The sequence below is a fragment of the Paenibacillus faecis genome (assembly GCF_008084145.1).
GTDB lineage: Bacteria > Bacillota > Bacilli > Paenibacillales > Paenibacillaceae > Fontibacillus > Fontibacillus faecis.
In genome coordinates, this window is the sequence record NZ_VSDO01000001.1 from 1,461,725 (window position 1) to 1,487,915 (window position 26,191).

General features: G+C 56.0%; 16 protein-coding genes. 5 read left to right on the forward strand and 11 right to left on the reverse strand.

Translation table 11 applies throughout. The features are described from left to right. Position 1 precedes the first annotated feature (1 nt). Complete coding sequence (locus FRY98_RS06690; RefSeq protein ID WP_148450901.1) at positions 2-1,084, forward strand: GerAB/ArcD/ProY family transporter; 1,083 nt, start codon at positions 2-4, stop codon at positions 1,082-1,084. Then, the gene (locus FRY98_RS06695) at positions 1,077-2,186 is read left to right on the forward strand and encodes a Ger(x)C family spore germination protein (protein WP_148450902.1); all 1,110 of its coding nucleotides are present in this window, start codon (positions 1,077-1,079) and stop codon (positions 2,184-2,186) included. Before FRY98_RS06690 ends, FRY98_RS06695 begins: the two co-directional genes overlap by 8 nt. Here the strand turns inward: FRY98_RS06695 and FRY98_RS06700 are convergent. The 4 genes from FRY98_RS06700 to FRY98_RS06715 form a co-directional block, all read right to left on the reverse strand. After that, positions 2,177-4,198 carry a beta-galactosidase gene (locus tag FRY98_RS06700; protein ID WP_249043340.1) on the reverse strand — a complete coding sequence of 674 codons (2,022 nt, stop codon included), beginning with the start codon at positions 4,196-4,198 and terminating at the stop codon, positions 2,177-2,179. The genes FRY98_RS06695 and FRY98_RS06700 overlap by 10 nt on opposite strands. Before the next feature lie 110 nt (positions 4,199-4,308). Further along, positions 4,309-5,607 (reverse strand): ABC transporter substrate-binding protein, encoded by a 1,299-nt coding sequence (locus FRY98_RS06705; RefSeq protein ID WP_148450904.1) that lies wholly within the window; start codon positions 5,605-5,607, stop codon positions 4,309-4,311. Positions 5,608-5,680: 73 nt separating this feature from the next. Next, on the reverse strand, positions 5,681-6,511 hold the full coding sequence (locus tag FRY98_RS06710) for a carbohydrate ABC transporter permease (RefSeq protein WP_148450905.1): 831 nt from the start codon (positions 6,509-6,511) through the stop codon (positions 5,681-5,683). Further along, positions 6,511-7,392 carry a carbohydrate ABC transporter permease gene (locus tag FRY98_RS06715; RefSeq protein ID WP_148450906.1) on the reverse strand — a complete coding sequence of 294 codons (882 nt, stop codon included), beginning with the start codon at positions 7,390-7,392 and terminating at the stop codon, positions 6,511-6,513. Before FRY98_RS06715 ends, FRY98_RS06710 begins: the two co-directional genes overlap by 1 nt. Positions 7,393-7,519: 127 nt before the next feature. On the opposite strand from FRY98_RS06715, the gene FRY98_RS06720 reads away from it, so the two are divergent. Beyond that, positions 7,520-9,340, forward strand: coding sequence for a sensor histidine kinase (locus FRY98_RS06720; protein ID WP_148450907.1), 1,821 nt, complete (start codon positions 7,520-7,522; stop codon positions 9,338-9,340). Next, positions 9,337-11,064, forward strand: coding sequence for a response regulator transcription factor (locus tag FRY98_RS06725; RefSeq protein WP_148450908.1), 1,728 nt, complete (start codon positions 9,337-9,339; stop codon positions 11,062-11,064). Before FRY98_RS06720 ends, FRY98_RS06725 begins: the two co-directional genes overlap by 4 nt. Before the next feature lie 660 nt (positions 11,065-11,724). On the opposite strand, the gene FRY98_RS06730 is transcribed toward FRY98_RS06725, so the two are convergent. The 6 genes from FRY98_RS06730 to FRY98_RS06755 form a co-directional block, all read right to left on the reverse strand. After that, positions 11,725-12,918 (reverse strand): SGNH/GDSL hydrolase family protein, encoded by a 1,194-nt coding sequence (locus FRY98_RS06730; protein WP_249043341.1) that lies wholly within the window; start codon positions 12,916-12,918, stop codon positions 11,725-11,727. Positions 12,919-12,983: 65 nt separating this feature from the next. Beyond that, positions 12,984-13,733 carry an amino acid ABC transporter ATP-binding protein gene (locus FRY98_RS06735; protein WP_148451228.1) on the reverse strand — a complete coding sequence of 250 codons (750 nt, stop codon included), beginning with the start codon at positions 13,731-13,733 and terminating at the stop codon, positions 12,984-12,986. Positions 13,734-13,750: 17 nt separating this feature from the next. Next, positions 13,751-14,410, reverse strand: coding sequence for an amino acid ABC transporter permease (locus FRY98_RS06740; RefSeq protein WP_148450909.1), 660 nt, complete (start codon positions 14,408-14,410; stop codon positions 13,751-13,753). An 83-nt stretch (positions 14,411-14,493) separates the two neighbouring features. Beyond that, positions 14,494-15,273, reverse strand: a complete 780-nt coding sequence (locus FRY98_RS06745) for an amino acid ABC transporter substrate-binding protein (RefSeq protein ID WP_148450910.1) — start codon at positions 15,271-15,273, stop codon at positions 14,494-14,496. Positions 15,274-15,415: 142 nt separating this feature from the next. Further along, positions 15,416-15,919 (reverse strand): mismatch-specific DNA-glycosylase, encoded by a 504-nt coding sequence (locus FRY98_RS06750; protein WP_148450911.1) that lies wholly within the window; start codon positions 15,917-15,919, stop codon positions 15,416-15,418. 1,500 nt (positions 15,920-17,419) lie between these two features. Further along, complete coding sequence (locus tag FRY98_RS06755) at positions 17,420-18,184, reverse strand: YwaF family protein (RefSeq protein WP_148450912.1); 765 nt, start codon at positions 18,182-18,184, stop codon at positions 17,420-17,422. Between the two features lie 437 nt (positions 18,185-18,621). Between FRY98_RS06755 and FRY98_RS06760 the strand changes: the two genes are divergently transcribed. Continuing rightward, on the forward strand, positions 18,622-20,244 hold the full coding sequence (locus tag FRY98_RS06760; RefSeq protein WP_148450913.1) for a glycoside hydrolase family 9 protein: 1,623 nt from the start codon (positions 18,622-18,624) through the stop codon (positions 20,242-20,244). Positions 20,245-20,368: 124 nt separating this feature from the next. Here the strand turns inward: FRY98_RS06760 and FRY98_RS06765 are convergent, their stop codons facing one another. After that, positions 20,369-25,648 (reverse strand): choice-of-anchor I family protein, encoded by a 5,280-nt coding sequence (locus FRY98_RS06765; protein WP_249043342.1) that lies wholly within the window; start codon positions 25,646-25,648, stop codon positions 20,369-20,371. Positions 25,649-26,191: the final 543 nt, after the last annotated feature.

The following is a 26,191-nucleotide window of genomic DNA, read 5'->3' on the forward strand; positions in this document are numbered from 1 at the left end:
CTTGTCCAAGGAAAAGCTCCATCGCTTTCAAATCGCCATGCTGCTCTTCAACACCCAATGCGGGGTTGCAATCTTCATTCTCCCCCGGCTCACCGCGATTCATTTGGGAACCAACGGCTGGCTCGGGGTCGCGCTCGCCTACCTGGTGGTCTCGCTCAACATTATGCTAATTACACTCGTGTATCGTATGGGCCGCGGCGCTTCGATTTTTCGCATTCTGGGAGACGGCCTCCCCCGGTTTTTGCTGGTCCCTCTATACCTTGTACTGGCTATGGTCCTGCCGATGATCGGATGCATAGTCATCAAAGAATATGTGGTCATTTATCAGATTCTCATGTTCCCGCAAACTTCGGAAATGGTATTGAAATTGTTCGTGGATCTGGTGGTCTTCCTGATGGTGACGAAAGGCATATACAACATGTCGAAAGCCAACCTTTTCTTCGTCGCGATCCTGCTGACCATGGTTCCGGCAAGTCTTACCCTGATCAGCAACTTCGACTTTGTCCGGCTGACGCCATTTATTTTTAAGGAAGGCAAGGATGTGGTCCAGGGAATCTTCCGCATGTACGCGGCCTTTTTGGGCTACGAATTGTTCATCTTCCTGTTTCCCTATGCCGAGAACAATAAGAAGTGGCTGAAGTATTTGCATCTGGGGAACGCTTTGACCGGTTCGGTTTATTTACTGGTCACCGTTCTCTGTTACGGTTTTTTTAATTACAATGAGCTGACGGACCTCGCCTTTCCGCTGCTCGACATGTTCGGTTATTTGAAATTTCCCTTTATTGAACGGGTGCAAAATTTTTTGTACAGCGCCTTCTTGCTCTCCATTGTGACCACGGCGTCCATGTATTACTGGTCCGGTCAAATCGTCGTCGCCGAAATCTTTCCCCGTTTGCCCGGGAAAGGCGTCGTCTTCATATTAATGGCCGGCAGCATTCTGGTTGCGATGATTCCCAAAACCCTCCCGGAGGTGGAGAAATGGTTCGGAGTACTGCTGTATTTCGAGAGCGGCGTCGCTTTCGGGCTGCCTCTGCTGGCACTGTTGTCCTTGCTCATCCAAAAAGGGAGGAAGTCTCATGCATAAAAGAACCGCCGGACTTTTTGTGCTTGCCCTGACTTTACTCCTCACCGGATGCAATCAGGATCAGAACATTCTGGAACGTATCGGCTATATCCGGATCGGGGCCTTCGACCCGGCGGAAGGGCAGGATATCCGGCTGACGATAAACGTCCCTCTAACGATTAACGAAGGTCAAAATACCAAACGGCTTACGGAAGTTTTAACGGTCGAAGCCAGGGGCAGCAAGGAAGCGCGTAATATGCTGCAGAACCAGTCCAGCCGCAAGCTCGTCAGCGGGCAACTGCGCACCATTTTATTCAATAGGGAACTGGCCGCTCAAGGACTTACTCCTTATCTCGACACGCTGATCCGCGATCCCTCGATTTCCAAACGCGCGGAAATGGTTATTGCCGACGGTTCGGCGCAGGAGATGATTTCCAAGGATTACTCGGGCCATCCGGGTGCGGACCAATACATCGACCAACTGCTCCGGAAAGAGTTTGAAATGCAGCATGTGCCCCACATCCTGCTGCATCAATTTATCCGCGATTATTATGATGACGGAAAGGACCCGATGGCCCCGCTGCTGAGCCAACAAGGTGCGAGCCTGGCGTTGAGCGGGATCGCTCTGTTTCAAAACGATAAATACGCAGGAAAAATCGAAAGAGCGGAGTTTCCTTATTTCACGATGCTTTATCAGAACCAGAATAAAGGGGAGTTCACGATCAACACCGATGACCCGTCTTTGAAATCCATCACGTTCAGCGCCATCAAAAGCAAGCGAAAGATTAAAGTCAAAAAAATCAGGGAAGGGAAATACGCCGCGGATATCAATATCCGAATAGAGGGCGGGGTGCTGGAGTATATCGGCAACCTCGACTTGACCAAACCGGATCGTAAAAAACTGGAGGGGCTCATCGGGGAGTATGTCACCAAAAGGATTGAGCAAATTTTGGCCAAGCTCCAACGGTACCGGACGGACCCTGTGGGTATCGGTCAGCACGTCCGCAACAGCATGACCTATTCGGTGTGGAAGGAATCCGATTGGAACGAGTTGTACGCCAATATGGAATTCCGTGTCCACACCCGATTCATCCTAAAAAATTTCGGAAATCGCTATGACTGATCCTGATTGGCGACTTCCAGAATATCGACCCCATACGGTGCTAGCTCTACATGTTTGCCCCGGACCTCCGCGTCAAGTAGGCTATAGTACTCCGTCGGAAGCGTAACCCGGCGAACCTCGCGGCTCAGGTTCAGGACAAAGAGAAGCGCCCGGTCCGCAGCGACGCGGGTCGTAACTTGCACGCCGTCGGGAAGCTCCGGAAACGCCGGGATATCGCGGCGGGCGGCGATGTCGCCGAACAAGCGCTTGAGCCAGGCCTCTTCAGGGTGGGTCCCCAAATAGTAGACCTCCCCTTGGCCAAACCGGTTGACGGTCACGGCCGGCTGCCCGGCATAGAAATCTCCCGCGTACCGAAGCAGTACTTCCGCATCCAGAGGAGCCAAAATATCGCACCACTGGCCGCACTTAAAGATCCGGCCGTTGCCATCCACCAGTTCGTGCATATCTTGGCCGATCGGATCATATTCCGTTACCGTGACGCCCGAACAAGAGCATAGCAGGCCCGGCAGCGGGCTCATGACGCACTGGTTGTTCATGTCTTTGACCCCGGTACGGCTCGTCAGAATCAGCGTGCCGCCCTCGGACGAAAACCGTTCGAGCCGGCAGGCCGTCTCCGCGTCCAGCAGGTAAAGGCTCGGGGCGACCACCAGTTTGTAGCCGTCGAGAGGCTCGCTCCATTCGATGACATCGCAGCCGATGCCGAGCTTGGTCAGCGCCCGGTGATAATCCTTGATGTTTTCGTAATAGTCGAGCCCTTCCGCCTGCGGTTGAATCCGCAGAGCTTCCAACTGTTCCGCGGACATCAGGATGGCCGCCTCGTGCTTCAGCACCGTGCCCTTGATCTTTTTCGACAACATGTTCACTTCGGCGCAGAGGGAAGCGAATTCGTCGAACTTGCGGCCCGGTACGTTGCTGTGGTCGATCAACCCATGCCAGAACTGCTCGGCTCCGGCGACGGCGCTTCTCCAGCGGAAATGAACCACCGCATCGGCTCCCCGGGCGATGGCCTGCCAGGCGTAAGCCCGGATAAATCCAGGATAAGGGGACCGCCACATCGGAAACCAGCACCCCGGGGGACCGCTGAGTTGTTCCATGATCCAGAAATTCCTCCGCTTAATGCCGCGGGTGACATCCAGGGATAAGGCGCCGCTGTACGGTCCGGTCGATTGTTTGTCGGGAGATGTGTTCGGATAGTAGTCGAAAGCGGCGAAATCGAGGTCTTTGCCCACCCGGTGCAGGTCCAATCGTTGGGGGTAGCTGTGAAAATTGTGCGTGACGAAATGATGCGGGCATTGCTTCCGGATGATCTCGATCTGATTTCCTTGAAAAGACGCCACCGCATCCCACTGGAAGCGGGCATAATCCAGCAGATAGGACGGATTCTGATGAGGGGACCCGCCGAGCGGCGTGCCGATCTGGCACCAGTCGCTGTATTCCCCGCTCCAGACGACCGTTCCCCAGGCCCGATTTACCGCTGCAATCGAACCGTATTTCCGCTTGACCCATTCGCGAAAAGCGGCATTGCAGCGCGGGCAATGGCAGTCAAGCAAGCCGAACTCGTTATCGATCTGCCAGCCGATGACGGCCGGATGCTTGCCGAAGTGTTCGGCCATCTTCTCGACGATCCTCGAGCCGTACACCTGCATCGATTCGCTGTTGAAACAGCGGTGTCCCCGAACGCCGGGATGATAGATGCGCCCGTCGGCGAACACCGGCAAAATATCCGGCCGCAGGTCGGTCAGCCAGCGCGGCGGAGTATTGGTCGGCGTTCCGATCACGACGGAGATGCCGTATTTATGGAATAAATCCAATGCCCGATCCAGCCAGTCGAACTGATAGATCCCCGATGAAGGCTCAAGCCGGCTCCAAGCAAATTCGGCCACGCGCGCGATGCGCACCCCGGTCACCTTCATAAGCTGGATATCCTCCTCCCATAGCCCGGGATCCCACTGTTCGGGATAATAGTCCACCCCGATCCGCACGGCGTTATTCTCCCACGTCTTTCTTCTCACTACTTTTCCTCCGTTTCGCCTGGTTCTAGAAGCACAAAATGGCATGACCGCCCGCTCGCCCGAAAGCCGGGCGAAAGCGTAAGCGGTCTGCCATATGTGATCTGATCTATTTATTTTTTAAGTTTGTCCCAGGCCGCCTGCATGTTGGTCATCCAGCCGTTCACATCGCTTTTCCCCGCGATCAGCTCTTGAATGACGCTGGCGAATTCTTGGGTTACCCCGTCCGGGAACTTCGAAGATTGTAAACCATAAACCTTGTTCTCGTCTACATACTTCTTCACATCCGCACCCAACAATCCGATATCTTCGGCGGATGCCGAAATCGTCGTCAAGGCCGGGATGAATTTCCACTTCTTGACGATATACTCTTTACCCATGTCGGAAGTGACAAGCCAGTTCAAGAAGATTTTCGCTTCTTCTTTCGAAGCGGATTCCTTGTTCACGACCAGGTTGGCCGGAATACCAACGGTAAGCTTGTCGTTCTTCTCGGCGTCGTCATCGATCGGCATCGGGAACATGCCGATATTCATTCCAGGCTTAATGTTGTCGATCAAAGTTTGCGCCCAGTTCCCCTCTTGCATCATAGCCACTTCCCCGTTGGCAAACAGGGCCAGATGCGTGTTCGCATCCGTCGTCAGCGGATTTTTCTGTCCGTACTGAACGGTCAGCTTCAGCAGATTGCTCCAGTTTTTGAATTGCGGATTGTCTACGATCGTTTGGGTTCCGTCGTTCAAGCCCTTGATAAACTCATCGACATTGTCCTGTCTGGCGAACGCCACGCTGATCCCTTGGTTGCCCAGCAGCCACCATTCCTGATAAGCGTTGCCGAACGGCGTGATGCCGGCAGCCTGAAGCTTCTTGGCCGCTTCTTCCAGCTCGGTGATCGTTTTAGGCGTTTCGGTAATGCCCGCCTTGGCAAACAGATCCTTGTTGTACACATACCCGATCCCTTCCAGGTTCATCGGCATGCCGTATACTTTGCCGTCTTTGGTCATCGGCTCGGCCGCCAAAGGCACCAGGTCCTTGACCCAAGGCTGGTCGGACAGGTCTTCGATCTTGTCCTGCCACATATCGAGTTCGGCAAAGCCCCCGTTGGAGAAAATGTCCGGTGCGTCGCCGGAAGCGAATTTCGTCTTCAATGCCGCCGCGTAGTCCGCGCCGCCGCCGACGGTTTGGATATCGAGCTTGATGTTTGGATATTCTTTTTCAAACTCGACTTTCAGTTCGTTCAAGCCTTCCACGATTTCGGTTTTAAACTGGAAGATCTTAACGGTCTTTACTTCACCCTTGTCGCCGCTTCCGTTTGCGGTCGAGCCGGAGTTTGCGGCATTTTTGCCGCCGCATGCCGCAAGCAGCATGCTCATCATCAGCAACACCGACAGAATGACCATGGAACGTTTCTTGTTCATGTCTTTTGTTTCCCCCTGTACATTTGTGTAAAATGAGTTGCCTTTATATTTGGAACGCCGGACTTCGGTAAGCTTACCCTTTAACCGAACCCGCCGCAATTCCCTCAACGATATATCGCTGCAGCAGCAGATAGAAGATAACGATCGGCAGAATTCCGATGGCCAATGCCGGAAGCGCCATGTCCCATTGCTTCGTGTACTGTCCGAAGAAGGAGTAGGTCGCGAGCGGAATCGTCCGCAGCGAAGGATTTTGCAAAATCAGCGATGGCAGCAAATAGTCGTTCCAGATCGCCAGCGCGTTCAGCACGATAATCGTCATCATCATCGGGCGGAGCAGCGGCATAACGATCCGGAAAAACACGGTGACCGGATTGCAGCCGTCTACGGTTGCGGCCTCTTCAATCTCCAAAGGCACGGACTTGACGAAACCGTGGAACAGGAACACCGCGAGCGGAAGACTGAGCCCCAGGTTGGTCAAAAGCAGGCCGGCAATGCTGTTGTTGACGCCGAGCGTATTGACGACCTTCAATACCGGAATCATGATCGTCTGGAACGGGACGACCATCGCTGCGACGAACATGAGCAGCAAAAGCCGGTTAAACCAGGTGTCGGACCGGACCATCCGGTAAGCGGCCATCGCGCTGAACAGCGTAATCAGCAGGACGCTGATGACCGTGATCACGATGGAGTTGCGGAACGCCTCGGAAAACCGGGCCAGCTCCCAGGCCTTGCTATAGTTTTCCCAATTAAACTTCGTAGGCCAACTGGCCGCGTTGGACAAAATTTCGCCGAACGATTTGACCGAGTTGACGAACAGAAAATAAAACGGAGCGAGAAAGAGCAGCGCAACGAGCGCCATGATGATTTCTATCAACACGTTCTTGCCGCGAGATTTGGCTTCCATCAAGCTTCAACCTCCTTGCTCTTCGTGACGCGCACTTGAATCAAGGTAATGACCGCCACGATGACGAAGAACAGCAGCGCTTTGGCCGTACCGAGCCCATAACGGTTATTGAGGAACGCTTCATTGTAGATGTTGAGCGCCACCGATTCCGTCGATTTGAATGGACCGCCCTTGGTCAAGGACAGGTTCAGGTCGAACATTTTGAAGGACCAGGAAATCGCCAGGAAGAGGCTGACCGTCACCGCCGGCATGATCAGCGGAGCGATGATGCTGCGCAGGATCTGGAAGTGGCTGGCCCCGTCAATTTCCGCGGCTTCAAGCACTTCCTTGGACACATTGCTGAGCGAAGCGATATAGATCACCATCAAATAACCGGAATACTGCCAGACGAACACCATGACGATCGCCCAGAATCCGGTGGTGGCGTCCCCGAGCCAAGGAAGCTCAAAGAAGGACCAGCCGGTCATTTCCCCCATGGTGGAGAAGCCTTTGATAAAAATAAACTGCCAGATAAACCCGAGCAGCAGGCCCCCGATGACGTTCGGCATAAAAAACACCGTCCGCATCACATTGCGCGTTTTCAAGGGCTTGGTCAAAAAATAGGCCAGGAAAAAGCCCACAAGATTCGTCAGAATTACGCCGAGGAGCGTAAAGCGGACGGTAAACCCGAACGATTTCCAGAAATCCGGATCTCCGGAGAAAATGTGTTTGAAATTATCGAAACCGACCCAGGCCACCTGACCGGATACTCCGTTCCAGTCCGTAAAGGAATAGTACATCCCCATCACAAACGGTATAATCATGACCAGTGTAAAAAACAACACGGCCGGGCCGACGAAAAACAGCTGCTGCCCGAATTGCGATAACTTTCGGCTACGCATGTATGGCCCCCTCCCATTCTCTCTTTGTCGTATTTCGTCTACAAGTGTTATTATGTAATTATTTTGATCCCCCCGAAACCGACGCAGGTGAACTTAAAGGTGTAAAATATTGATCGGATGTGGCTGAATGAGATGGAATAGTATTCGTACCAAATTGATCGTATTTCTGCTGCTGCCCATCATTTTTACGATGGCGGCCGCGGTTGCGGTCAGCTACTCGCATACCACGGCATCGCTCCGGGAACGCGCGGTGGAGGAGAACCGGAACCTGCTCTATCAGGGGTTCCGCAACATTGACGGTTTGCTTGAGGACATCAACCGCATCTCCCTGAACGTATACTCGGACTCCGAATTCTACCGGCTGCTCGATGCCGGCTACGACGATATGTCGGCCAATATCGGGATCTATGCGTCCCTGAACTATATTTACAAGGCGGCTCCCGATATTTTTCAGGTTTATTTGTATGGCGTCAAAGATCAGAAAGCGACGATGATCACGCAGGAAACGCCCAAACGCTGGCAGGATTCCGCCCCGTTTCCGGTTTCCGCCTTGCCGGAGGACGAGCCGCTGCGCGTCCAGACCACCCATATAAGCCATCATTACGGGCTGCTGGCACCCTTCCCGCAAGTGACGCCCCAGCAGGTGTTTACCCTGCACCGCCGGATCGAGAAAATCCCTTCACATCAAGCCATCGGCTTTTTGTCGATCGATGTCAAGCTGTCGGCGCTCAGCGAAATTGCCGATCAATTATATGACAGGGATCAAGAGAACCTGTATATCCTTGACGCGGAAGGTCAGTTGGTTTACGCCAACCAGCCCGAGCTGATCGGAAAGCCGATCGCCGCCGATTGGTACTCGGGACGGGGTTCTTACTTTGAAGGGGAACAGGGGTATTTTGAACAGGACAATTCCGTCTTCATTTATCAGGCCATTAACAGCGCCGGGGCCCGGTGGATGCTGGTCAAACAGATTCCGGTGTCCCACCTGCTCAGTGAAGCCAACCAGGCCGCAAAAATCAACGGATTGTTGTTCGGGTTGGCGCTGCTTGTCATCGTGACGGCGACCGTGCTGATCTCGATCCGCATCACCTCCCCGATCAAGCGGCTCTCGCAGTACATGAACCAGGTGAAGATCGGGAATCTTCAGGTGGATATCGCCTCCGCCGGGAACGATGAGATCGGCTTGTTGACGGAACGGTTCCGGAACATGATGGATACCCTCAACAACTTGATCCTTCGCGAATACAAGCTGGAGCTGTCCAACAAGAACAACCAGCTTCGGGCGCTCCAGGCGCAGATCAATCCGCATTTCCTGAACAATACATTGCAAATCATCGGTACGCTGGCCCTGGAACTGAAGGTTCCGCAGATCTACACCCTGATCTCGTCGCTGGCCAAAATGATGCGTTACAGCATGCATAACGATGACCGCGGCGTGACGCTGCGGGATGAGCTTGAGCATGTAAAGGCCTATGTCGAGCTGCAAAAGGAGCGTTTTGAGAATCGGTTCAATTTTCAGGTACAGGTAGACGAAGCTCTGCTATCGGTAGAGGTGCCCAAGATGATTTTGCAGCCGATCGTGGAAAACTATTTTAAGCACGGCCTGGGTCCGGAAGATACCGGCGGAACGCTCGGTCTGACCGCGGCGTACGAAGAGGACGGAGTCATCGCAATCACCGTGGAAAATAACGGCCGCCGGATTCCCGAAGACAAGCTGCGCCGGCTCCAAGACGGGCTGAGCCACTCCGCGGCCGAACGGATTCGGCCCGGCGGGGATGAACCGAACGGCTTCGCGCCGTCCATCGGGCTGATCAACGTGTTGACCCGGCTCCGCCTGGTTTACGGCGAAGCTTCGGAGTTAAGCGTCAATAATTTACACCCCACCGGAGTCCGCATTCAGTTGAAGTTCCGGATGGAAGACAAGAACGAGGAGGAAGCATCGGAATGAGAGCATTGATCGTGGACGATGAAGCCAGAGTCCGCAAGGCCGTGAGACTGCTCGTCGATTGGCGGGAGCACGGCATCGAGGACATCGCGGAAGCGGGGGGAGGTCTGGAAGCCATCGGCGTCATCCGGGAGTTCAAGCCGGCCATCGTTATCATGGATATGATGATGAACGCCGGCCACGGCATGGAACTGATGGCCTGGGTCAACGAACACGCGCCGTCGCTCAAGTTTATCGTGATCAGCGGACACGATGACTTCGAGTTCGTCCGGGGGACCGTCCGGCACGGCGGGATCGATTATATTCTGAAGCCGATCGAGCCCGAGGCGATCAACGCCGCGGTGGCCAAGGCCGTCCGCCAGTGGCGCCAGGAGGAACGGGAACGGCTGGATCAGCAGAGCAAGAGTATCCGGTTAAACGAGATTAGGCCGATCTATGGCGAAAAGCTGCTCTCCTCGATGATCGACGATCCGGGGTCGGCGGACAACAGTTTAAAGCGGCTGCGGATGGAAGGCGTGATTCCCACGGAAGCGGATCAGGCCAGGCTGCTGCTGATTCAGGTGGACGCTTCGGACACCTCCCTGCTCAGGCGATTCGGAAATGACGGCGAGCTGCTGCAATTCTCGTTGATCAACATCTGCAACGATTTTCTGATCACCGACCAGAGGGGCATCGCCTTCAAGCACTGGGGGGCCGCCATGGAAATCCTGATTCTCGTCTGGAAGCAGCCGGAGCGGGCCGCCGAGCTGGTCGGCAAAATCAACGACGGCCTGTTTCATACGCTGCAGCGGAGAATACACGTGGGGCTGGCTTCCCCGGGGCCGCTGCCATCCAGTCTGCCCGCGCAGTATGCCGAAGCGGCAGCGGCCATCCGGCGGCGCAACCTGCTCCAGCCCGATCAATATCTTCACGCGCTGAAGCAGGGCCAGCACGCGTCGGAGAGCCAGCATGTGTCGGAAGGCCCGCGTGTGCCGGAGGGCGTGCGCGTGTCGGGAGGCCTGCGTATGTCGGAAGGCGTGCGCGTGTCGGAGGACGAGCCAGTTTCCCTGTCTTTCGCCGGTTTCCAGGCGGATTTCAAAACCGCTGTCCTGAGCGGAGATCCGGGGCAGATCGCCTCGTCGGCGCAGCAATGGATCGACGCCCTCACGCGGAGCGGATACGTCTCCCCGGAACTGCTCGAATCCTGGAAGTCCTCCATCATCTCGTTCCGATCCGGGCTGCTGCGGGAGGTGCTCGGCAGCGAAGCGGACCAGGTCCTCCCCGCGCTGGAACAAGGAGATCAGGCCGAGGCGTCGCCGGTGCCGAACGGTTATGCTTTCTCGCCGTTTGCCTGGCGGGATTGGCTTATCGGCTTCCTGACCCGCCTCGCCGGAGAAGTCTCCAAACGTCAGCAGCGGGAATCGCGCAAAATCGGCGATATCCTGGCTTACATTGAGCAGCATTACCAGTCCGAGCTTTCACTCCAGGACCTGGCGTCCCATTTTCAGGTCAGCCGGGAGTATATCTCCAGGAAGTTCAAGCAGGAGTTCGGCGACAACTTCTCCGACTATCTGGCGGCCTACCGGATCGACAAGGCCAAGAAACTGATGCGGAATCCAAACCTGAAGGTCCAGCGCATCGCCGAGATGGTCGGGTTCAATGACGTCAAATACTTCAGCAAGGTGTTCAAGAAACAGGAGGGCTTATCTCCACGGGAATACCGGAGCAAATGGACGGACCAACCATGAAAAAAAGTGCGAACGGCCAAGGAGAGAAAAGGATTACTTTTCTTGGCGTTCGCACTTTTTTATGTTAGTGTCTCTTCAGACATCAAGAACCTTCAAGGACTTCAAGGACTTTAAAGAATTCAAAGACCTCAAAGACCTCAAAGATCTCAAAAATCTCAAAGACCTCAAAGACCTCCAGGACCTCCAAGCCCTTTAAGGCTTCCAGCTTTCAATCCCCTGGCAGCTCCAAAAGATGCAAATCTGCAGGTTTTTAAGCCGATTCACGAGGAAATGCGCAAAAAGATGCAAATCTGCAGGCATTTTTAGCGATTTTAGAGAAACGAGCCGGTTTGGTCAAAAATTCCTGCAGAATCGCAGGAATTTTTAAATTTTGGCCCCCAACGAGAAAAAAACATGCAGATTTGCAGGAATTCTATGTTACCCAGGTTGTCCGATGGGGTCTTGGCTGGAAAAACCGCCCGTTTATATGCCACAATTGAGCCTTGAATCGGAGTCGGCCGAAGAATTCCCTCTCACTCACATGCTCGCAATCAGTCCGAATTCCGGATTCCGATCTGACCGATTTAGGGCGAATTTAGCGGAGGAGTTCCATTCATGGGCCTTGTCGGCTCCCTCCCTAGACCACGAATGAACGGGAGGAAATCCCGTTCATTTCAATCTTCACCCTTTGTACCAGGCTAAAAAGGCTTCGGCCACGGCCTTTCCGGCCAAGCCGTTCGGATGCGGATCATTGCCGGGGCTCATAAACTCCGGCCGGAGGCAGTGCTCCTGCGGGGCCGGCTGCGCCAATACCGCGGCGATGTCAAACACCCGGTCCACGCCTTCCGGCGGGGCCGTCCGCAGCGCCTCGTTCACCCGGCGCCAGACCCGCTCCCGCTCGCCGCTGAAATTGAACGGCGGCACCGTAAACATCACGATATCGACAGCCGGGTTGTTCGATTTCAAAATCGAAACGATCCGGGTCAAATCGCCGAGCAGTTGCTCGGCGGTGCGCTCGCCGATATCGATATCGTTCACCCCGAGCGCGATCAACACCTGATCGCCCTGTCTCGCTTTGTGCAGCCAGGCCGTGTCCGTTGCGGCATCATATGCCCGCGCCCAACCCGAACCCAAATTCCAGACGCCATAGTCCGGTCCGAGCCCGTCGGCAATCCGGGCCACCCAATATTCGTAACCGTCCACGGCGGTTCGGACACCTTGCGTGATCGAATCCCCGAAGAACACCATCCGGCGCTTCACGCTCTTTCGATAACCGATCCACGCGGGCATCACAAGCTTTTTCTCCGAAAGGGTAAAAGCCTCCGCTCCGGCATCCTCCGCATGCTTCCCGGGCGCGTCGAAGGCCGTGACCAGCATCTGCTCGACGTTATAGGGAACCGATCTCCCCGAGCCCGCGGCGATGGTCCAAGTAAAAGCAAGGTCATGCCCGTCCGGAAGCGTCAGCTCCACCGGATCGCTCCAAAACGTCTCCCCCGGCCGGACAAGCCGGGACGTGCCGCCGCCGAAGGTGACGGGCACCCGGGAATCCGGGTTGACGCTGCCGTCCCGCCGGGTGCCTCCATCGGCCGCGAACGCGGCCTCGATCAGCCAGTCTCCGCCGGGCTGCCCCCCTTTAGCCACCTCGCCGCGATCCCAGGTGGAGTCGACCTCGTTGCTGAACCAAAAACGAAGCTCCAGCTTTCCTTGCTCCCGCAGTCGGACGTAGGTCCGGTATGTATGCGTAAACGCCTCAGGGCGCTCTATGATATAGTTAGCCGCGGTCGACAGCACCGTGGCGGAAGAATATTCCCGCAGCATCGGCTCCAAGTTGCCGCTCCCCTCTTGATGACCTGCCCTCTCCATTCGCTGTTCCATGCCATATCCACTCCATCTTCATTGGTCTCTCCTCGAACCATTGTACAAAAAAACCGGGGCTGCGACTACAGCACCCGGTTTAAAAATGTTTTGGTCCGTTCCTGCCGCGGATTACCGAACAGCTGCTCCGGCGTCCCCGACTCGATAAATTCGCCGTCCGCCATGAAGATGACCCGATCGGCGACCTCTCGGGCAAAGCCCATTTCGTGCGTGACGACGACCATTGTCATCCGCTCTTCGGCCAGCTGCCGCATGACCTGGAGCACCTCGCCGGTCAATTCGGGGTCAAGGGCGGAGGTCGGCTCGTCAAACAGCAGGATCTCCGGGTTCATCATCAGCGCCCGGGCGATCGCGACCCGTTGTTTCTGACCGCCGGACAGGTTGGCCGGATAAGCGTCGCCCTTCTCGAGCAAGCCCACCTTCTCCAGCAGGGCGGAAGCCCTGTCGCGCGCCTCGGCCGCCGGCAGGCGCTTGACCAACTTTGGCGCCAGTTCCAGATTGCCCCGCACGGTCAGATGCGGGAACAGGTTGAAATGTTGGAACACCATGCCCATCCGGGCCGTGATTTCTTTGATTTTTGCCGAAGATGCGTATTTGCCGTCCTGCACCAGGTAATCGTTCCCGATGCGGATGCTGCCCGCATCCACCTGCTCCAGATGCGCCAGGCTGCGCAGCATCGTGCTTTTGCCCGAGCCCGACGGGCCGATCACCGCGACAACCTCATTTGGCGCAATTTGCAGGGAAACCTTTTTGAGCACCTCCAGCGAACCGAAGGATTTCCGCACATCTCTCACATCAATCATCGTATTGTTCATCGTCATTCCATGGTCCTTTAATCGAATTTGAATTTGCGTTCAAGTATTTTGAAGAACAGGGTCAAGATCAGCGTCATCACCAAATAAATAACCCCCGCGATCACGAAAGGCATGATCGTAAAGTCGCGGTTCACCGCGGTCTTGGCGAAATGCAGCAGTTCCGGCACGGCGACCGCGTACAATAGCGCGGTGTCCTTTACGAGCGTGATCGCCTCGTTCGATACCGCCGGGAGCGCGATTCGGAACATCTGCGGCAGAATGATGCGGGTCATGGTATGGAAGCGCCCCAAGCCCAGGACTTGCGCCGCTTCATACTGCCCCTTGTCGATCGCAAGCAGGCCGCCGCGAAAAATTTCGGCGAAATACGCGGCGTAATTCAGCGTAAACGCCAAAGCGGCCGCAACAAAACGGTCAAGCACCAAGTACTCGCCGATCACCGGCAAGACGGGCAGGCCGAAGCAGAAAAACAGCATCTGCAGCAGCAGCGGAGTGCCGCGCATAACATAAATAAAGGCATTGGCCAGCCAAGCCAGCGGTTTAAACCGGCTGCGGACCACCAGCGTTATGGCAAAACCAAGCGGAATGGACGTGACGATCGCCAGAAAAAACAGCAGCACGGTCGTCTTCGCACCCTCCAGCATAGGTCCTGTAATTTCCCAAAAATAATCCATACTCATCAATGACTCTCCTCATAATGAAAACTAAAAACCGGATATAGAATTCAATCCGGTTTTTAAAACGCGCTGCATATTCGAGCTGCTTACTTAAGCACCTTATCCTCGCCGAACCAGGTCTGCGAAATCTTCGCGGCGGTTCCGTCCTGATTCAGTTCATCGATCGCTTTCTGCAGCTTCTCAAGCAGTTCTTCATTGCCCTTTTTCACGCCGATGCCGTACTCTTCCGGTGCCAGGGACTCGTCCAGCAATTTAAAGGTGCCCTCTTCCTTGGACATATAGTAGCGGGCCACCACTTCGTCAATGACCACGGCATCCAGCCGCTTGGTTTTCAAGTCGCTGAGCGCAAGCACATTGTCCGGGAATTCCGTGACGGTCTTGATCTCATCTTTAATCGGATTGGCGTTCAAAGCGTCCGCCGCCGAGGACAGCGACTGCAGCCCGACCACCTTGCCGGCCAGTTCGCTGATCGCGGAAATCGGCGAGTCCGCCAGCGTCACGATCACTTGGCTGTTCTTCAGATATGGTTTGGTGAACAGAACCTTTCCTTTCCGTTCCTCCGTAATCGTGTAGCCGTTCCAGATCAGGTCGATCCGGCCGCTGTTCAGCTCCGACTCTTTGGCCGACCAGTCGATCGGCTGGAAGGTGACTTCCATGCCCATTTTATCCGCGACAGCCTTCGCAAAGTCAATATCGAACCCGACGATTTCGTTATTCTCATCCCGGAAACCCATCGGGGCGAATTTATCATCGATGCCGATGACCAGCTTGTTATCATCCTTGCCGGCGCCGGAAGCGGAACATCCGGACACTATAACTAGAATCATGCCCAAAATCGATAGCAGAATTGCGCTCTTTTTTCTCATCTGTATCTCTCCCCCATCATGTAGACAAAACGCGGCACGCGCGCTTTAGTTCGTTAATACGTTATCAGATTCTCATGATAACATACTACCAGAAAAGAGTCGAGAGAAATGAGAGTTTCCCCTAAAAAGAGAGCCGACTTTGTCACAGGATGGCTTCGGCCAACTCCCGATAAATCCCCACGATCTCGTCCATGCTCATTCGCACCAGCCCGCTGGAGGACGGGGCCACGAAATCCTGAACGCCGTCCACGATCATGTCCGGTTGGAAACCCCAGCCCGCCCGGGAATTTCCGCTGTACTCAGCGTACACGCCTTTGCCGACAAAACAGGCAAACTTGGGTCTATACTCCCGAAGCTTGCAGCGCAGCAGGGTCCGGCCCCGCTTGTATTCCTCGCGCGTAATATCTTCGGCTCCCCTTGTCGGACGCGCCACGATGTTCGTAAACCCGTACCCGAGCTTCAGCAGCTCCCCGTCTTCCTCCGCTTTGTAGAGCCGGGGCGTCAAGCCCGACCGGTAAAGAATCCGCCAGAAATTGTTGCGGGGATTGGCGTAATGATGCCCCACCTCCCCGGACCGCAAACTCGGATTGAATCCGATAAAAACGATAGACAAGCCGTAATCCAGATGATCCTGAACTTCCTGCATTCCGTCATCCCTCCTTTTGCTCTGATAAAAACACAGCAACCGCACCCCCCCGGTGCTTGTGCTCGACGGAAGCCCAGCCCGCACCGCTTTAAGGGAGGAGCGGGCTGCGCGGTGTGCGTTGCGGCCTGCCCTCGTGGGGCGCGGGTCTATGCGAGGTCCGAGCTGCGGCGGTCTGTCAGAGGCCGATGCGGGCTGCGCATTGCGCTAGCAGAGGCCCTTACCGGACACTGCTCTAACGGAAATAATAGCCGCTATTTCGCATTTTTCAGCACTTTCAGATTTCTAACGGAAATAGTAGCGCCTATTTGGGCTTTTCCCTACCGAAATGACCTTATTTTGCCAAAATAGCAGCTACTGCGTCCGTTAGAATCCGGAATCCGCCCATTTGGACGAAATAGCGGCTATGGCTTCCGTTAGAATTTTGGCCCAGCCGGCCTAGGCTGCGCGTTGGCCCCGCCGGAAGTCTAGCTGCGCGCTGCTCTATCCGAAATCCGAGAAACACATCGCTCTATGCGAGAACCGAGCTGGCATCGCCCTACTGGAGATCCGTTCTGCGTGTCACCTAACGGATGTCCAGTTGCGCGCCCGAACTCCTTGCGAGATCCGGGCCACGGTCTGCGCAAACGGAAATAATAGCTGCTATTTCGCGATTTTCCGCGCTTTCGGATTTCTAACGGAAATAATAGCGCCTATTTGGGCTTTTCCCTTCCGAAATGACCTCATTTTGCCAAAATAGCAGCTACTGTGTCCGTTAGAATCCGGAATCCGCCCATTTGGACAAAATAGCGGCTATGGCTTCCGTTAGAATTTTGACCCAGCTGGCCTAGGCTGCGCGATGGCCCCGCGGAAGTCTAGCTGCGCGCTGCTCTATCCGAAATCCAAGAAGCAATCGCTCTATGCGAGAACCGAGCTGCGCATCGCCCTACCGGAGATCCGTTCTGCGTGTCACCTAACGGATGTCCAGTTGCGCGCCCGAACTCCTTGCGAGATCCGGGCCACGGTCTGCGCTAACGGAAATAATAGCTGCTATTTCGCGATTTTCCACACTTTCGGATTTCTAACGGAACTAGTAGCGCCTATTTGGGCTTTTCCTTTCCGAAATGACCTCATTTTGCCAAAATAGCAGCTACTGTGTCCGTTAGAATCCGGAATCCGCTCATTTGGACGAAATAGCGGCTATGGCTTCCGTTAGACAAGCCAACTCGATCAGACCGGTACTTCGGATTCGCGAATCCAAGCCGTTGGGCCTCGGAGCACTTCGCTTCTTCGAACTTCAAGCTTCAATCCTCGAGTTTCAAACTACAAACCTTCACGCCTTGGAGCTTCGCTCCTTCAAACTTCGCTCTTCAGACTTCTAGCCCTTAAGCTTCGCACCCTCGAACTCCAAGCCCTCGAGCTTCGCTCCTCCGAACTTCAGCCTTCAATCTTCAAGCCTTCGAGCTTCACCCCCTCGAGCTTCAAGCCTTCGACTCCGAACTCGGGGCTCCGGGCTCGGCGCGGCTAAGCTCTCTCCTGGTAAGTGTCTCCCGCCGCCTTGCGTCTCTTTTTAATATAATCCCCGAGTGCAAAGAACAAACCGTACATGACCACAAAAAGAAACAGGGCGATGCCTTCCTCAGCTAATAGGTATAGCGGATAGGGACCCAGCCAATCGAGCACCGAAGGCGTATCCGGCTTGTGCAGCAGAAACATGTAGTTGGCGCCGACTGCCGCATTCAACAAACCTACCGCTAAGGCTAGAACGTTAAGGAAAACCATCGTTTTGCCGATCGATTTCCAGGTCGGGCGGTACCCTTCGACCCATGTCATGTAGAGCGGAGCCAGAATGATTGCCGAATGGGCGATAAAAAACTGAAAGAAGCGGAAATGTGGAAATCCGTACGCCAGATTCGGCGTCAAAAAGGCCTGAAGCGCGCCTCCAATTCCGGCAAACCACAGAAATTCGTACAGCCAGCTCTTTCGGGTCCATAACATCAGGATCGAGAGCAAAAGTGTAATCGTGCATAGCTCGAGGGGCAGCGTGTAGCGGATGTCCCAAACGTCCTCGGCGAAATACCAGATATTCAGACTGGCTTCACAAAGGATTAGAAGGGTGATCAATCCGTATCTTACGGCCAGGCGCAACGTGTTCTTTTTACGGAGTAGTCGTCTAGACAGATAGAGCGCCAAAACCAAAGCCGGCAACAGTAGGAGCGAAAACAGATGGGTCGCGGAAAACATGAGGAAATCCGGTGCTTGCCGGGCATCGAAAAACGACAATATCATAAGGGGCTCCTTTTCGAAATAAAATGCGTTGCATTCAATTCGGCTGTGATTTATCGTATCACGCACCAAGTCCATTCGTAAAAATCTTTTCGCCTGGGGCGGAGTTTGATATAATAAACCAGAATGACAGAAAACGTTTTCCGGCACTCTTAAACTTCTCAACTTGTAAGCGCTAGCACCGAGTGGGTTGTGGACTTCTTGAGTTATCTTGCAGTCTTGGAGTAGGTTATGGACTTTTTAAGTACGTTGCGGAGTCTGAGCTGCTTATGAGCTCTTGAAGTACGTTGCTGACTCTGAAGCTGGTTATGAGCTCTTAAAGTACATTGCTGACTCTTTAAGCAGGTTATGGACTTCTTGAAGTACATTGCTGAATTTTGAAGCAGATTATGGAGTCTTATGTATCGCCACTAATTTTCTGAAAAAGTGAGGGATTTACGATGTCCGCAGTAAAACCACGCATTCTTACCGTCAACCAGATCGGCTATCCGGCGTCCGGACCCAAATCGTTCCGCTATGCCGAGGCCGGCGGAGCATTTGAAGTGATTCACGCCTCCACCGGGGAGGTCGCCTTCGCGGGGGAAACCGCCCCCGCCCGGCAGGACGAGGCGGCAGGCACCCCGGTGAGCTTGGGGGATTTCTCCGGGCTTTCCGAACCCGGTACCTACCGGATTCGGATAAACGGCGAAGCTTCCTCCCCCTTCGTCATCGCGAACAACCCGTACGCCGACCTGCATACCGGCCTGCTTAAAGCCTTTTACTTTTTCCGCTGCGGCTGCGAGCTGAAGGAGGAGTTTGCCGGGCCTTGGGCACACCAAGCTTGCCATCTGGCGGAAGGCATCGTTTACGGCGAGCCCGACCGGAGGCGGGACAGTGCCGGAGGCTGGCACGACGCCGGCGACTACGGCAAATACACCGGCCCCGGCGCCAAGGCGGTCGCCGACCTGCTGCTCGCCTACGAGCTGTATCCGCAGGCTTTCCGCCGCACCGTACCGCTCCCCGAGAGCGACGGGCGTACGCCGGATGTGCTGCATGAATGCCGTTACGAGCTCGAGTGGCTCCTCAAAATGCAGGATGAACGCACAGGCGGCGCGTTCCACAAACTGACGACCAAGCAATTCCCGGCCCTCGACGTCATGCCGGAAGACGACCTGGCCGAGCTGTATTTTCTGCCTGTATCGGCCGCGGCTACGGGATGCTTCGCCGCCGTCATGGCCATGGCTGCACGTATCTACCGCCTGTTCGACGGGGCGTTTGCGGACCTCTGTCTGGATGCAGCCAAACGCGCTTGGCGCTGGCTGCTCGATCACCCCGAGGTCCCCGGCTTCAAAAATCCGGCCGATATCGGCACAGGAGAATACGGAGACGCCCAAGATCTCGACGAGCGCTATTGGGCGGCGGCGGAGCTTTTCCGCACCACCGGCGATGAAGCTTTTCACGAGGCATTCAGACGGCTCGCCCTCCAGCAATTTCCGAAATTTGAGCTGGGCTGGGCCGATATGGGCGCCTACGGCTCCCTGGCCTATTTGCTGGACGGACCCGAAAATACCGATCCTACTTTGTATGCCCGGCTAAAAGAGGAACTCCTGACGGAGGCCGACAAACTGCTGGCGATCTGTTCCGGTGACGGCTACGGCATATCCTTGACGCCGGCGGATTACATTTGGGGCAGCAACATGGTTGTCATGAACCGCGCGATGCTCCTGCTCATGGCCTTCCGCTTCGGCGGAAAGACCGAGTATGAACATGCCGCCCTCGACCATGTCCATTACCTTTTGGGCCGAAACGCACTCGATTACAGTTATGTGACGGGTTACGGCGACCGTCCGGTCATGCATCCGCACCATCGCCCTTCGGTGGGCGACCGGGTGGCCGAACCCGTGCCCGGCCTCGTAATCGGAGGACCGAATCGCGGCCTTAACGACGACTGCATGATGGAGCATCTGCAGGGCGAAGCGCCGGCCCGCTGCTTTATCGACGACGAGCTTAGCTACGCGGGGAACGAAGTGACGATCTACTGGAACTCGCCGGCCGTGTTCGTGGTCTCGCATTTTGTTTTATGACTTGAGGCAAACCGCCTAATCGTTCTCCAACCCAAGCTTCCGCATTAATCCGCTAAAAAAGCAGGTTCCCAAGGGGATATTCCCCGGAAACCTGCTTTTGGGTTTTGTCGTTTTGCCGGCTTATTTATTCCGCCAGTCCCAAGGCCTGCATCGTTCGCAGCAAAACAATGGCGGCCTCCGCCCGCGTCATGGAACCGTTCGGCATAAATTGTCCTTTCTCATTCCCTTTCAGGATATTCAGTTCGGCCAGCTGTGCAACGGCCGGTGCCGCCCAGGACGGGATAGCGCCCTGATCCGCAAACCGTACCGGGCTGCCAGCGCCGGGCGAACCAGAACCGGAACCGGGAACAGCACCAGAACCGCCGTTTGCCGCCGCATCCTCTTTTCCGCTCTTCGCGAGTTCCCATGCGCGGGAGAGCAGCATGGCCATCTCCACCCGGGACAAACGTTCATTCGGCGCAAAAGCATTGCCGCTTCCATCGATCAGTCCGAATTTCACCGCGGCCCCGAGATCTCCGGCCAGTGAACCACCTGCGGAAACGCCGGTGAACGGGTTCGCCTCCCCGGCCGAAGGCAACCCGAGGCTCCTTACGAGCAGCGCGGTAAATTCACCCCGCGTTACTTCCCGTCCCGGCGTGTAATGGGATGCATCCGTGCCCTTGATGATCAAGCGGGAGGCCATCGCTTCGATTTCTTTCTCCGCCCAATGGCCGGTCACATCGCCAAATTCCTTCTTGTGATCCACGATCGTAACGACTCCGCTGCCACCGAAGAGCGGCTTCAGCTCCAGCGCGGGCCGGCCGTTCCAGGTAACGGACACCGCCGGAACCGGGCGAAGCTCGCCGGTCGCCTCGTCAAACTGGACGGCAACGAGGTTCGCCCCGCTGCCACCTGCCGGAAGCGGGATAATCCGGCTCAGGGATTTCGCTCCGATTTCATTCAGGGCCTTCGCCGTTCCGTTATGAACCAGGCTGACCCGGAAATCCAGCGCCGTCCTTTTCACGGCTTGCGCCCCGAGGCTTGCCGCCGCAGCTTCCAGCTTCTCCTGCTGAACCTCGGGCACCGGAACAACGGAGATCGACAGCAAGGACTGCTGATTCAGCCCGCCGCCCGTTCCCAGCACGGCATTCACGCTATCGCTGATCGCTTTCAGCGGAAGGCGGTAACCCGCTGCTCCGGTTTCGATCACGACAGCCGAGGCGGATGCCGCCTTGGCCGCATTCGCCATCAACGTCTGGGCCGGAAGCCGCAGCTCCACGCCATCGTTTACGTCCGGCAAGGAAATCGTCACATGCTCGGCGGAGCCTCCTGTTACCGCCTTGAGCGCGCCATCCAGCACCGCAGCCGACTTGACGCTGACCACCGTTATCGTTTGCCCCGCGGCGTTCACAGTCTGCGAGGTTTGCAGTTGGTCGCCCGAAAGTTTGGCGCCCGATGTCTGTGCCGCCGGAGGCGTTGAAGACGCCGGCGTTGGCGTCGTTACGCTGCCCGAGCCGCCGCCCGAGGAGGAACCGCCTCCGGAGGAGCCTCCGTTGGATGGGCCGCCACCGTTTGCGGGTTTGGCCTGCTCCACGATCCGCCCCTCCACCTTGGGCGCAACCGTACCTCCGAGCGACTTCACATGCTCGATAAAGATCTCATAATCCGGATAACCGAGATCCTCGTAATAAGCCCCTGCGCCAATCGCCTCGGCAAAGGAAGCATAGCCGTCTCCGCCGTTCGCCACGAAACTGTTGCTGGCCATACGGTACGTCGCCTTTAAATCCAAAGGAGCATAAGCCGATCCCTTCAGGATCTGAACGTCAAACACTCGGTTCCCCGCCGTTTGAGCCGGGTCCCATTTGAATTTCATGCCCGCGATTTGCGGGAATTTACCGGGCAGATCGCTCAGCTTGGCGCCGCTGATCCCGTTTTCCAGCCCGTCCTTCAACTGCCGGCCCGTTACATCCATGACAACCAGCGTATTGCCGAACGGCATTACGGTGCGCAGTTCGCCCATCGTAATGTCTCCCTGATCGATCGCGGCGCGGATTCCCCCGCCATTGGTCAGGGCGATGTCCGCGTTTTTCAGCTGCTTGGCTTTAGCCAGCATGCCGTCGGCGATCAGATTCCCGAGATTCGTCTCCCTGGAGCGGACATTCTTGCGCTCTCCGTCCAGGGGAATCGCTGCCGTTCCGATCACTTCTTTTTTCAATTCCTCAAGCTCCGCGTTGAGGGGGGCGAGCATTTCAGCGGCCCTGGGGTCCTCAGGCACTTTGGCGTCAACGGTGATCAGCCTGCCCGTCGTTTGTCCCGGTCCCGTCAGCACCGTCCCTTCCCTGTCGAATACCAAATCGACGCGGCCGAGGAATTTGCCCCACTCGTTGGCCTGCACGATCACCGTAGGCGTCTGGTACTCGTCATCGACGACGATTTCAGGCTGGTCCAACCGCGTATGGGTATGGCCGCCGACGATCAGGTCGATCCCTTCCACCTCCTCAGCGAGCTTCTGATCCCGGGCATACCCCAGATGCGATAATCCGATAATGATATCGATGCCTTCCTGCTCGATCGCTTGGACCGTTTCCTTTGCCGCTTCCGCCGCATTCCGGAAAACAACGTCTTTTCCCGGACTGGATGTTTCCTTGGTATCTTCCGTTGTCATACCGAATACGGCTACTTTTTGACCGTCAACGTCAAGAACGACATATGGGTAGACGCCGGCATTATCAAGCGTTTGGGGTTTCTCGTGGTCGATCGTGACCGGAGCCTTAAGCAGCGGCGCCATGTTGGCGTCCCGGCTCAGGTCCACGTTGGAGCTTACGAGCGGGAACTTGGCTTTTTGCACGAACTCGGCCAGAACCTTCGTCCCCTTGTCAAACTCGTGGTTTCCGAACGTCATGGCATCATAGCCCATATAATTCATAAACTCGAGGTCCGCCAACCCCTGCCACTTTGTAAAATACAGATCCCCGGAAAAAACATCCCCCGCATCCAGCAGCAGGCTGTTTCCGCCTTCGGCCCGGACCTGGTTCACCAGCGTAGCTCTGCGCGCCACATCGGCCAAATGGGCATGCGTGTCGTTCGTATGCATCACTGTCAGCTCCCAGGTATCCTGGCCGCCGCTTTCCACCGTAACGACCGCTTCCGCTACACCGTAGCCGTCCTCGCTAAGCGCCGTGATCACAGCCTGCCCCTTGGCGATCGGCGTAACATTCCCGTCCGCATCCACGCCCGCAATATCCGGACGCGACGAGCTCCAAGTCACGCGGCTAGAACCGACAGCCCCTTCCACCGCGGCCGTCAATTGTTCCCCAGCTCCGCCAATCTGCAGCCGCAGGCTTTTCTTGTTCAGCGAAACCTTGGTGACGTCCAGCTCCAGCACGGTCACAGTGCCGCCCACTTCATTAGCGGCAAGCAGCAGCGGCCGGCCTGTCGGACTGTCGGGTGCCGGGATGAACTCCAACCCCTCCGGCCCGGTATCCGTGTTGATTCCCGCCGTAAAATCACGCGTATTCGTGTAGTTCGCGAACACCGGATTTTCCGGATTCGTGATGTCATAGGTCATGACTCCACCAACCCGTTCAAGACCGATAAACGCGAAGGCCCGGTTCCCGACCTGGCCGACGGTGACGTACTCCGGTTCGGGTCCTTTTTTGGGACTGCGGTCGTCTTTTTCCACCTTACTGTTGCTTGCGTTAAAATAATCCGGCAGCCGCTCCGCGGTGATCCGCTCAAAATCACTGCCGCTATCGTACACCTGCGAAATGACCGTGGCCGGAGAAGAAGCGTCCCAGATGGAAAAAGAACGCCCGCCATACATATACACGCTATCTGTCCCCATATCACCGGCAGCTTCCACTTTGTCATAGGCCGATCCATGCCGACTCAGGAACTCGGCGGCAGGCGAAGCGGAATCCAATTTCGCCTTCAGCTTGGAAATTTTGCTGTTGTTTTTCCGGTGATCCCCCCATTCGGTCGCATCGCCTTCGTTGGCGGTCAGGAGGTAGGTTTTCCCGTTCTTTTCATAGGCGGCGATTCCGTCAGGCATATACAAACCTCGGAATGGCGCATTCTCCAGCTTGATTTCCCCATCGTTAACCAGGTCCAGGGCGTTCTTCGGATCGTTGAAATCCTTGGTCCCCAGGCCGTGAACCGCGGTAATTCGGGCCTCGGCGATATTCACCACAGCGACGGCGTTATTCTCTTGCAGAGTCACGTATGCTGTTTTTTCGTCCGCGGACAAAGCGATGTATTCCGGCTCCAGATCACGGATAGCGTCTTCCTTGGATCCGGGCCCCGTGATGTTGCCGTCCGCATCCGCAGCTCCGCGAATGTGCACGGCATCGTCGATCACCGTAGGGTCGTCGAACTTGACATGAACCACTTCATCGGATTCCAGATCGATGATCGTGACGCTGCCTTCGGGATCGATCCCCGGCTCGCGAGGCTCGCCCTCATCGGCGGACAAAATATACTCCCCGTTCGATGTAAACTTCACCATGTCCGGTTGAACTCCGGCCTCATACGTGGTCAGCAGGTTTCCGTCATAATCCAGCACCAGAATTTTGCCGTGCTTGTCCGCTGCCGCCTCTTGAACCGCCGCCGCAATCGTCCGGGTTTTCGGATTGATATCGAGACTGGTCAAATCCCCGAATCGGAACCCGTCGGTTTCCGCCAGTTGCTTAACATCGATGCTTTTTTCCTTGGTCAGGCGACCGCCCGCCGTTAAGGGCACGATATCGATCGAAGGCGGATTCGTCGAACCGTTGACGAGATAAAACTTCCCGTTATCCCTGTTGTATCTGACAATCTCGGCAACCCCGCCATCCTTATTGGGCGTTCCGGTTTCATAGCTGGCGATTTTGCGGATTCGCAGCGTGTCCTCCGCCGGTCCGGGGGCGGGTGCCGGTACAGCCGCGTTCACCTGCAACTCCCGGGTATCGGTGAATTCCGCGGAAGCCGCATCTTTGATGGTAAACGTAACCGTATAATCGCCTTTCGTACCTGGGGCAGGCGTTCCTTCAATGAGGCCGGCTGTCTCCGAGATCGTCAAACCTGCCGGAAGCCCCGCCGCTGTAAAAGTATAGGGAGCTTGTCCCCCGTACACGTCCAGAGTCACTGAATAGGGCTGCCCCGCTGTTGCGGCAGGCAGAGAAGGCGCACCGGATATTCCGATCGCGGCGGCCGCCGCGTTCAGACTGAATCCGCGATCCTCCGCACCAGTGGCTCCGGTGGGATCCATCGATTCGTCGGGATCGACGACTCCTGCAGAATTTACGGATCCCGCCGACTCGATCATCCCGGCTCCCCCGGTGGCTCCGGCGACCGGGCCCGCGGCACCCGCCACCGTACCAACCGCCGTGCTGAGCAAAATTTCCGCCGCCATCAGCAGCGAGACCATCCTTAAAGTCCTTAATTTCAATCCGATTCCCCCCATTTCAGCATCATTCACCCCACAGTCTATTCGAGAATTGTTAGCGCAGGGCCACATTTCCTTTTTCAATATGTAAAAAGCGTAGAAATAGGCAGCCTTTTTATATGTATACCTTTAGCGTGGGGTTTTCCAATCGGGGGGCGTTTTAGAATGAAGCGACGTTATAAAAAACGGCTCGAAGAAGCAGTTACTGTGCAAAAGCCTCTGACCGGTTATGTGGAAAGTAAAAGTCTGAACGTAGTCACGGGGAGTCTGCGAGGGATTTCGCAGGGGCCGCGAGGAGTCTGCGGGGAGCTTGAAGGCTGCGGGGAGTCTACGGGGAGCTTGCAGGGGCCGCAAGGAGTCTGCGGGGAGCTTGCAGGCTGCGGGGAGTCTACGGGGGAGCTCGCAGGGGCCGCAAGGAGTCTGCGGGGAGCTTGCAGGCCGCGGGGAGTAGATGGCGTGGGGCGATCAGGCGGTTGCGCACCCCGAAGTTGTCGATTGACCCGAGGTCACCACGAAACAGAAGGAGTTTCGTCGCACAGGAGCTGA

Coding starts and splice junctions, on each gene's coding strand:
- FRY98_RS06695 (WP_148450902.1), top strand. CDS start 1,077: ATGCATAAAAGAACCGCCGGACTTTTTGTGCTTGCCCTGACTTTACTC.
- FRY98_RS06705 (WP_148450904.1), bottom strand. CDS start 5,607: ATGAACAAGAAACGTTCCATGGTCATTCTGTCGGTGTTGCTGATGATG.
- FRY98_RS06710 (WP_148450905.1), bottom strand. CDS start 6,511: ATGGAAGCCAAATCTCGCGGCAAGAACGTGTTGATAGAAATCATCATG.
- FRY98_RS06715 (WP_148450906.1), bottom strand. CDS start 7,392: ATGCGTAGCCGAAAGTTATCGCAATTCGGGCAGCAGCTGTTTTTCGTC.
- FRY98_RS06720 (WP_148450907.1), top strand. CDS start 7,520: ATGAGATGGAATAGTATTCGTACCAAATTGATCGTATTTCTGCTGCTG.
- FRY98_RS06725 (WP_148450908.1), top strand. CDS start 9,337: ATGAGAGCATTGATCGTGGACGATGAAGCCAGAGTCCGCAAGGCCGTG.
- FRY98_RS06730 (WP_249043341.1), bottom strand. CDS start 12,918: ATGGAACAGCGAATGGAGAGGGCAGGTCATCAAGAGGGGAGCGGCAAC.
- FRY98_RS06735 (WP_148451228.1), bottom strand. CDS start 13,733: ATGAACAATACGATGATTGATGTGAGAGATGTGCGGAAATCCTTCGGT.
- FRY98_RS06740 (WP_148450909.1), bottom strand. CDS start 14,410: ATGAGTATGGATTATTTTTGGGAAATTACAGGACCTATGCTGGAGGGT.
- FRY98_RS06745 (WP_148450910.1), bottom strand. CDS start 15,273: ATGAGAAAAAAGAGCGCAATTCTGCTATCGATTTTGGGCATGATTCTA.
- FRY98_RS06750 (WP_148450911.1), bottom strand. CDS start 15,919: ATGCAGGAAGTTCAGGATCATCTGGATTACGGCTTGTCTATCGTTTTT.
- FRY98_RS06755 (WP_148450912.1), bottom strand. CDS start 18,184: ATGATATTGTCGTTTTTCGATGCCCGGCAAGCACCGGATTTCCTCATG.
- FRY98_RS06760 (WP_148450913.1), top strand. CDS start 18,622: ATGTCCGCAGTAAAACCACGCATTCTTACCGTCAACCAGATCGGCTAT.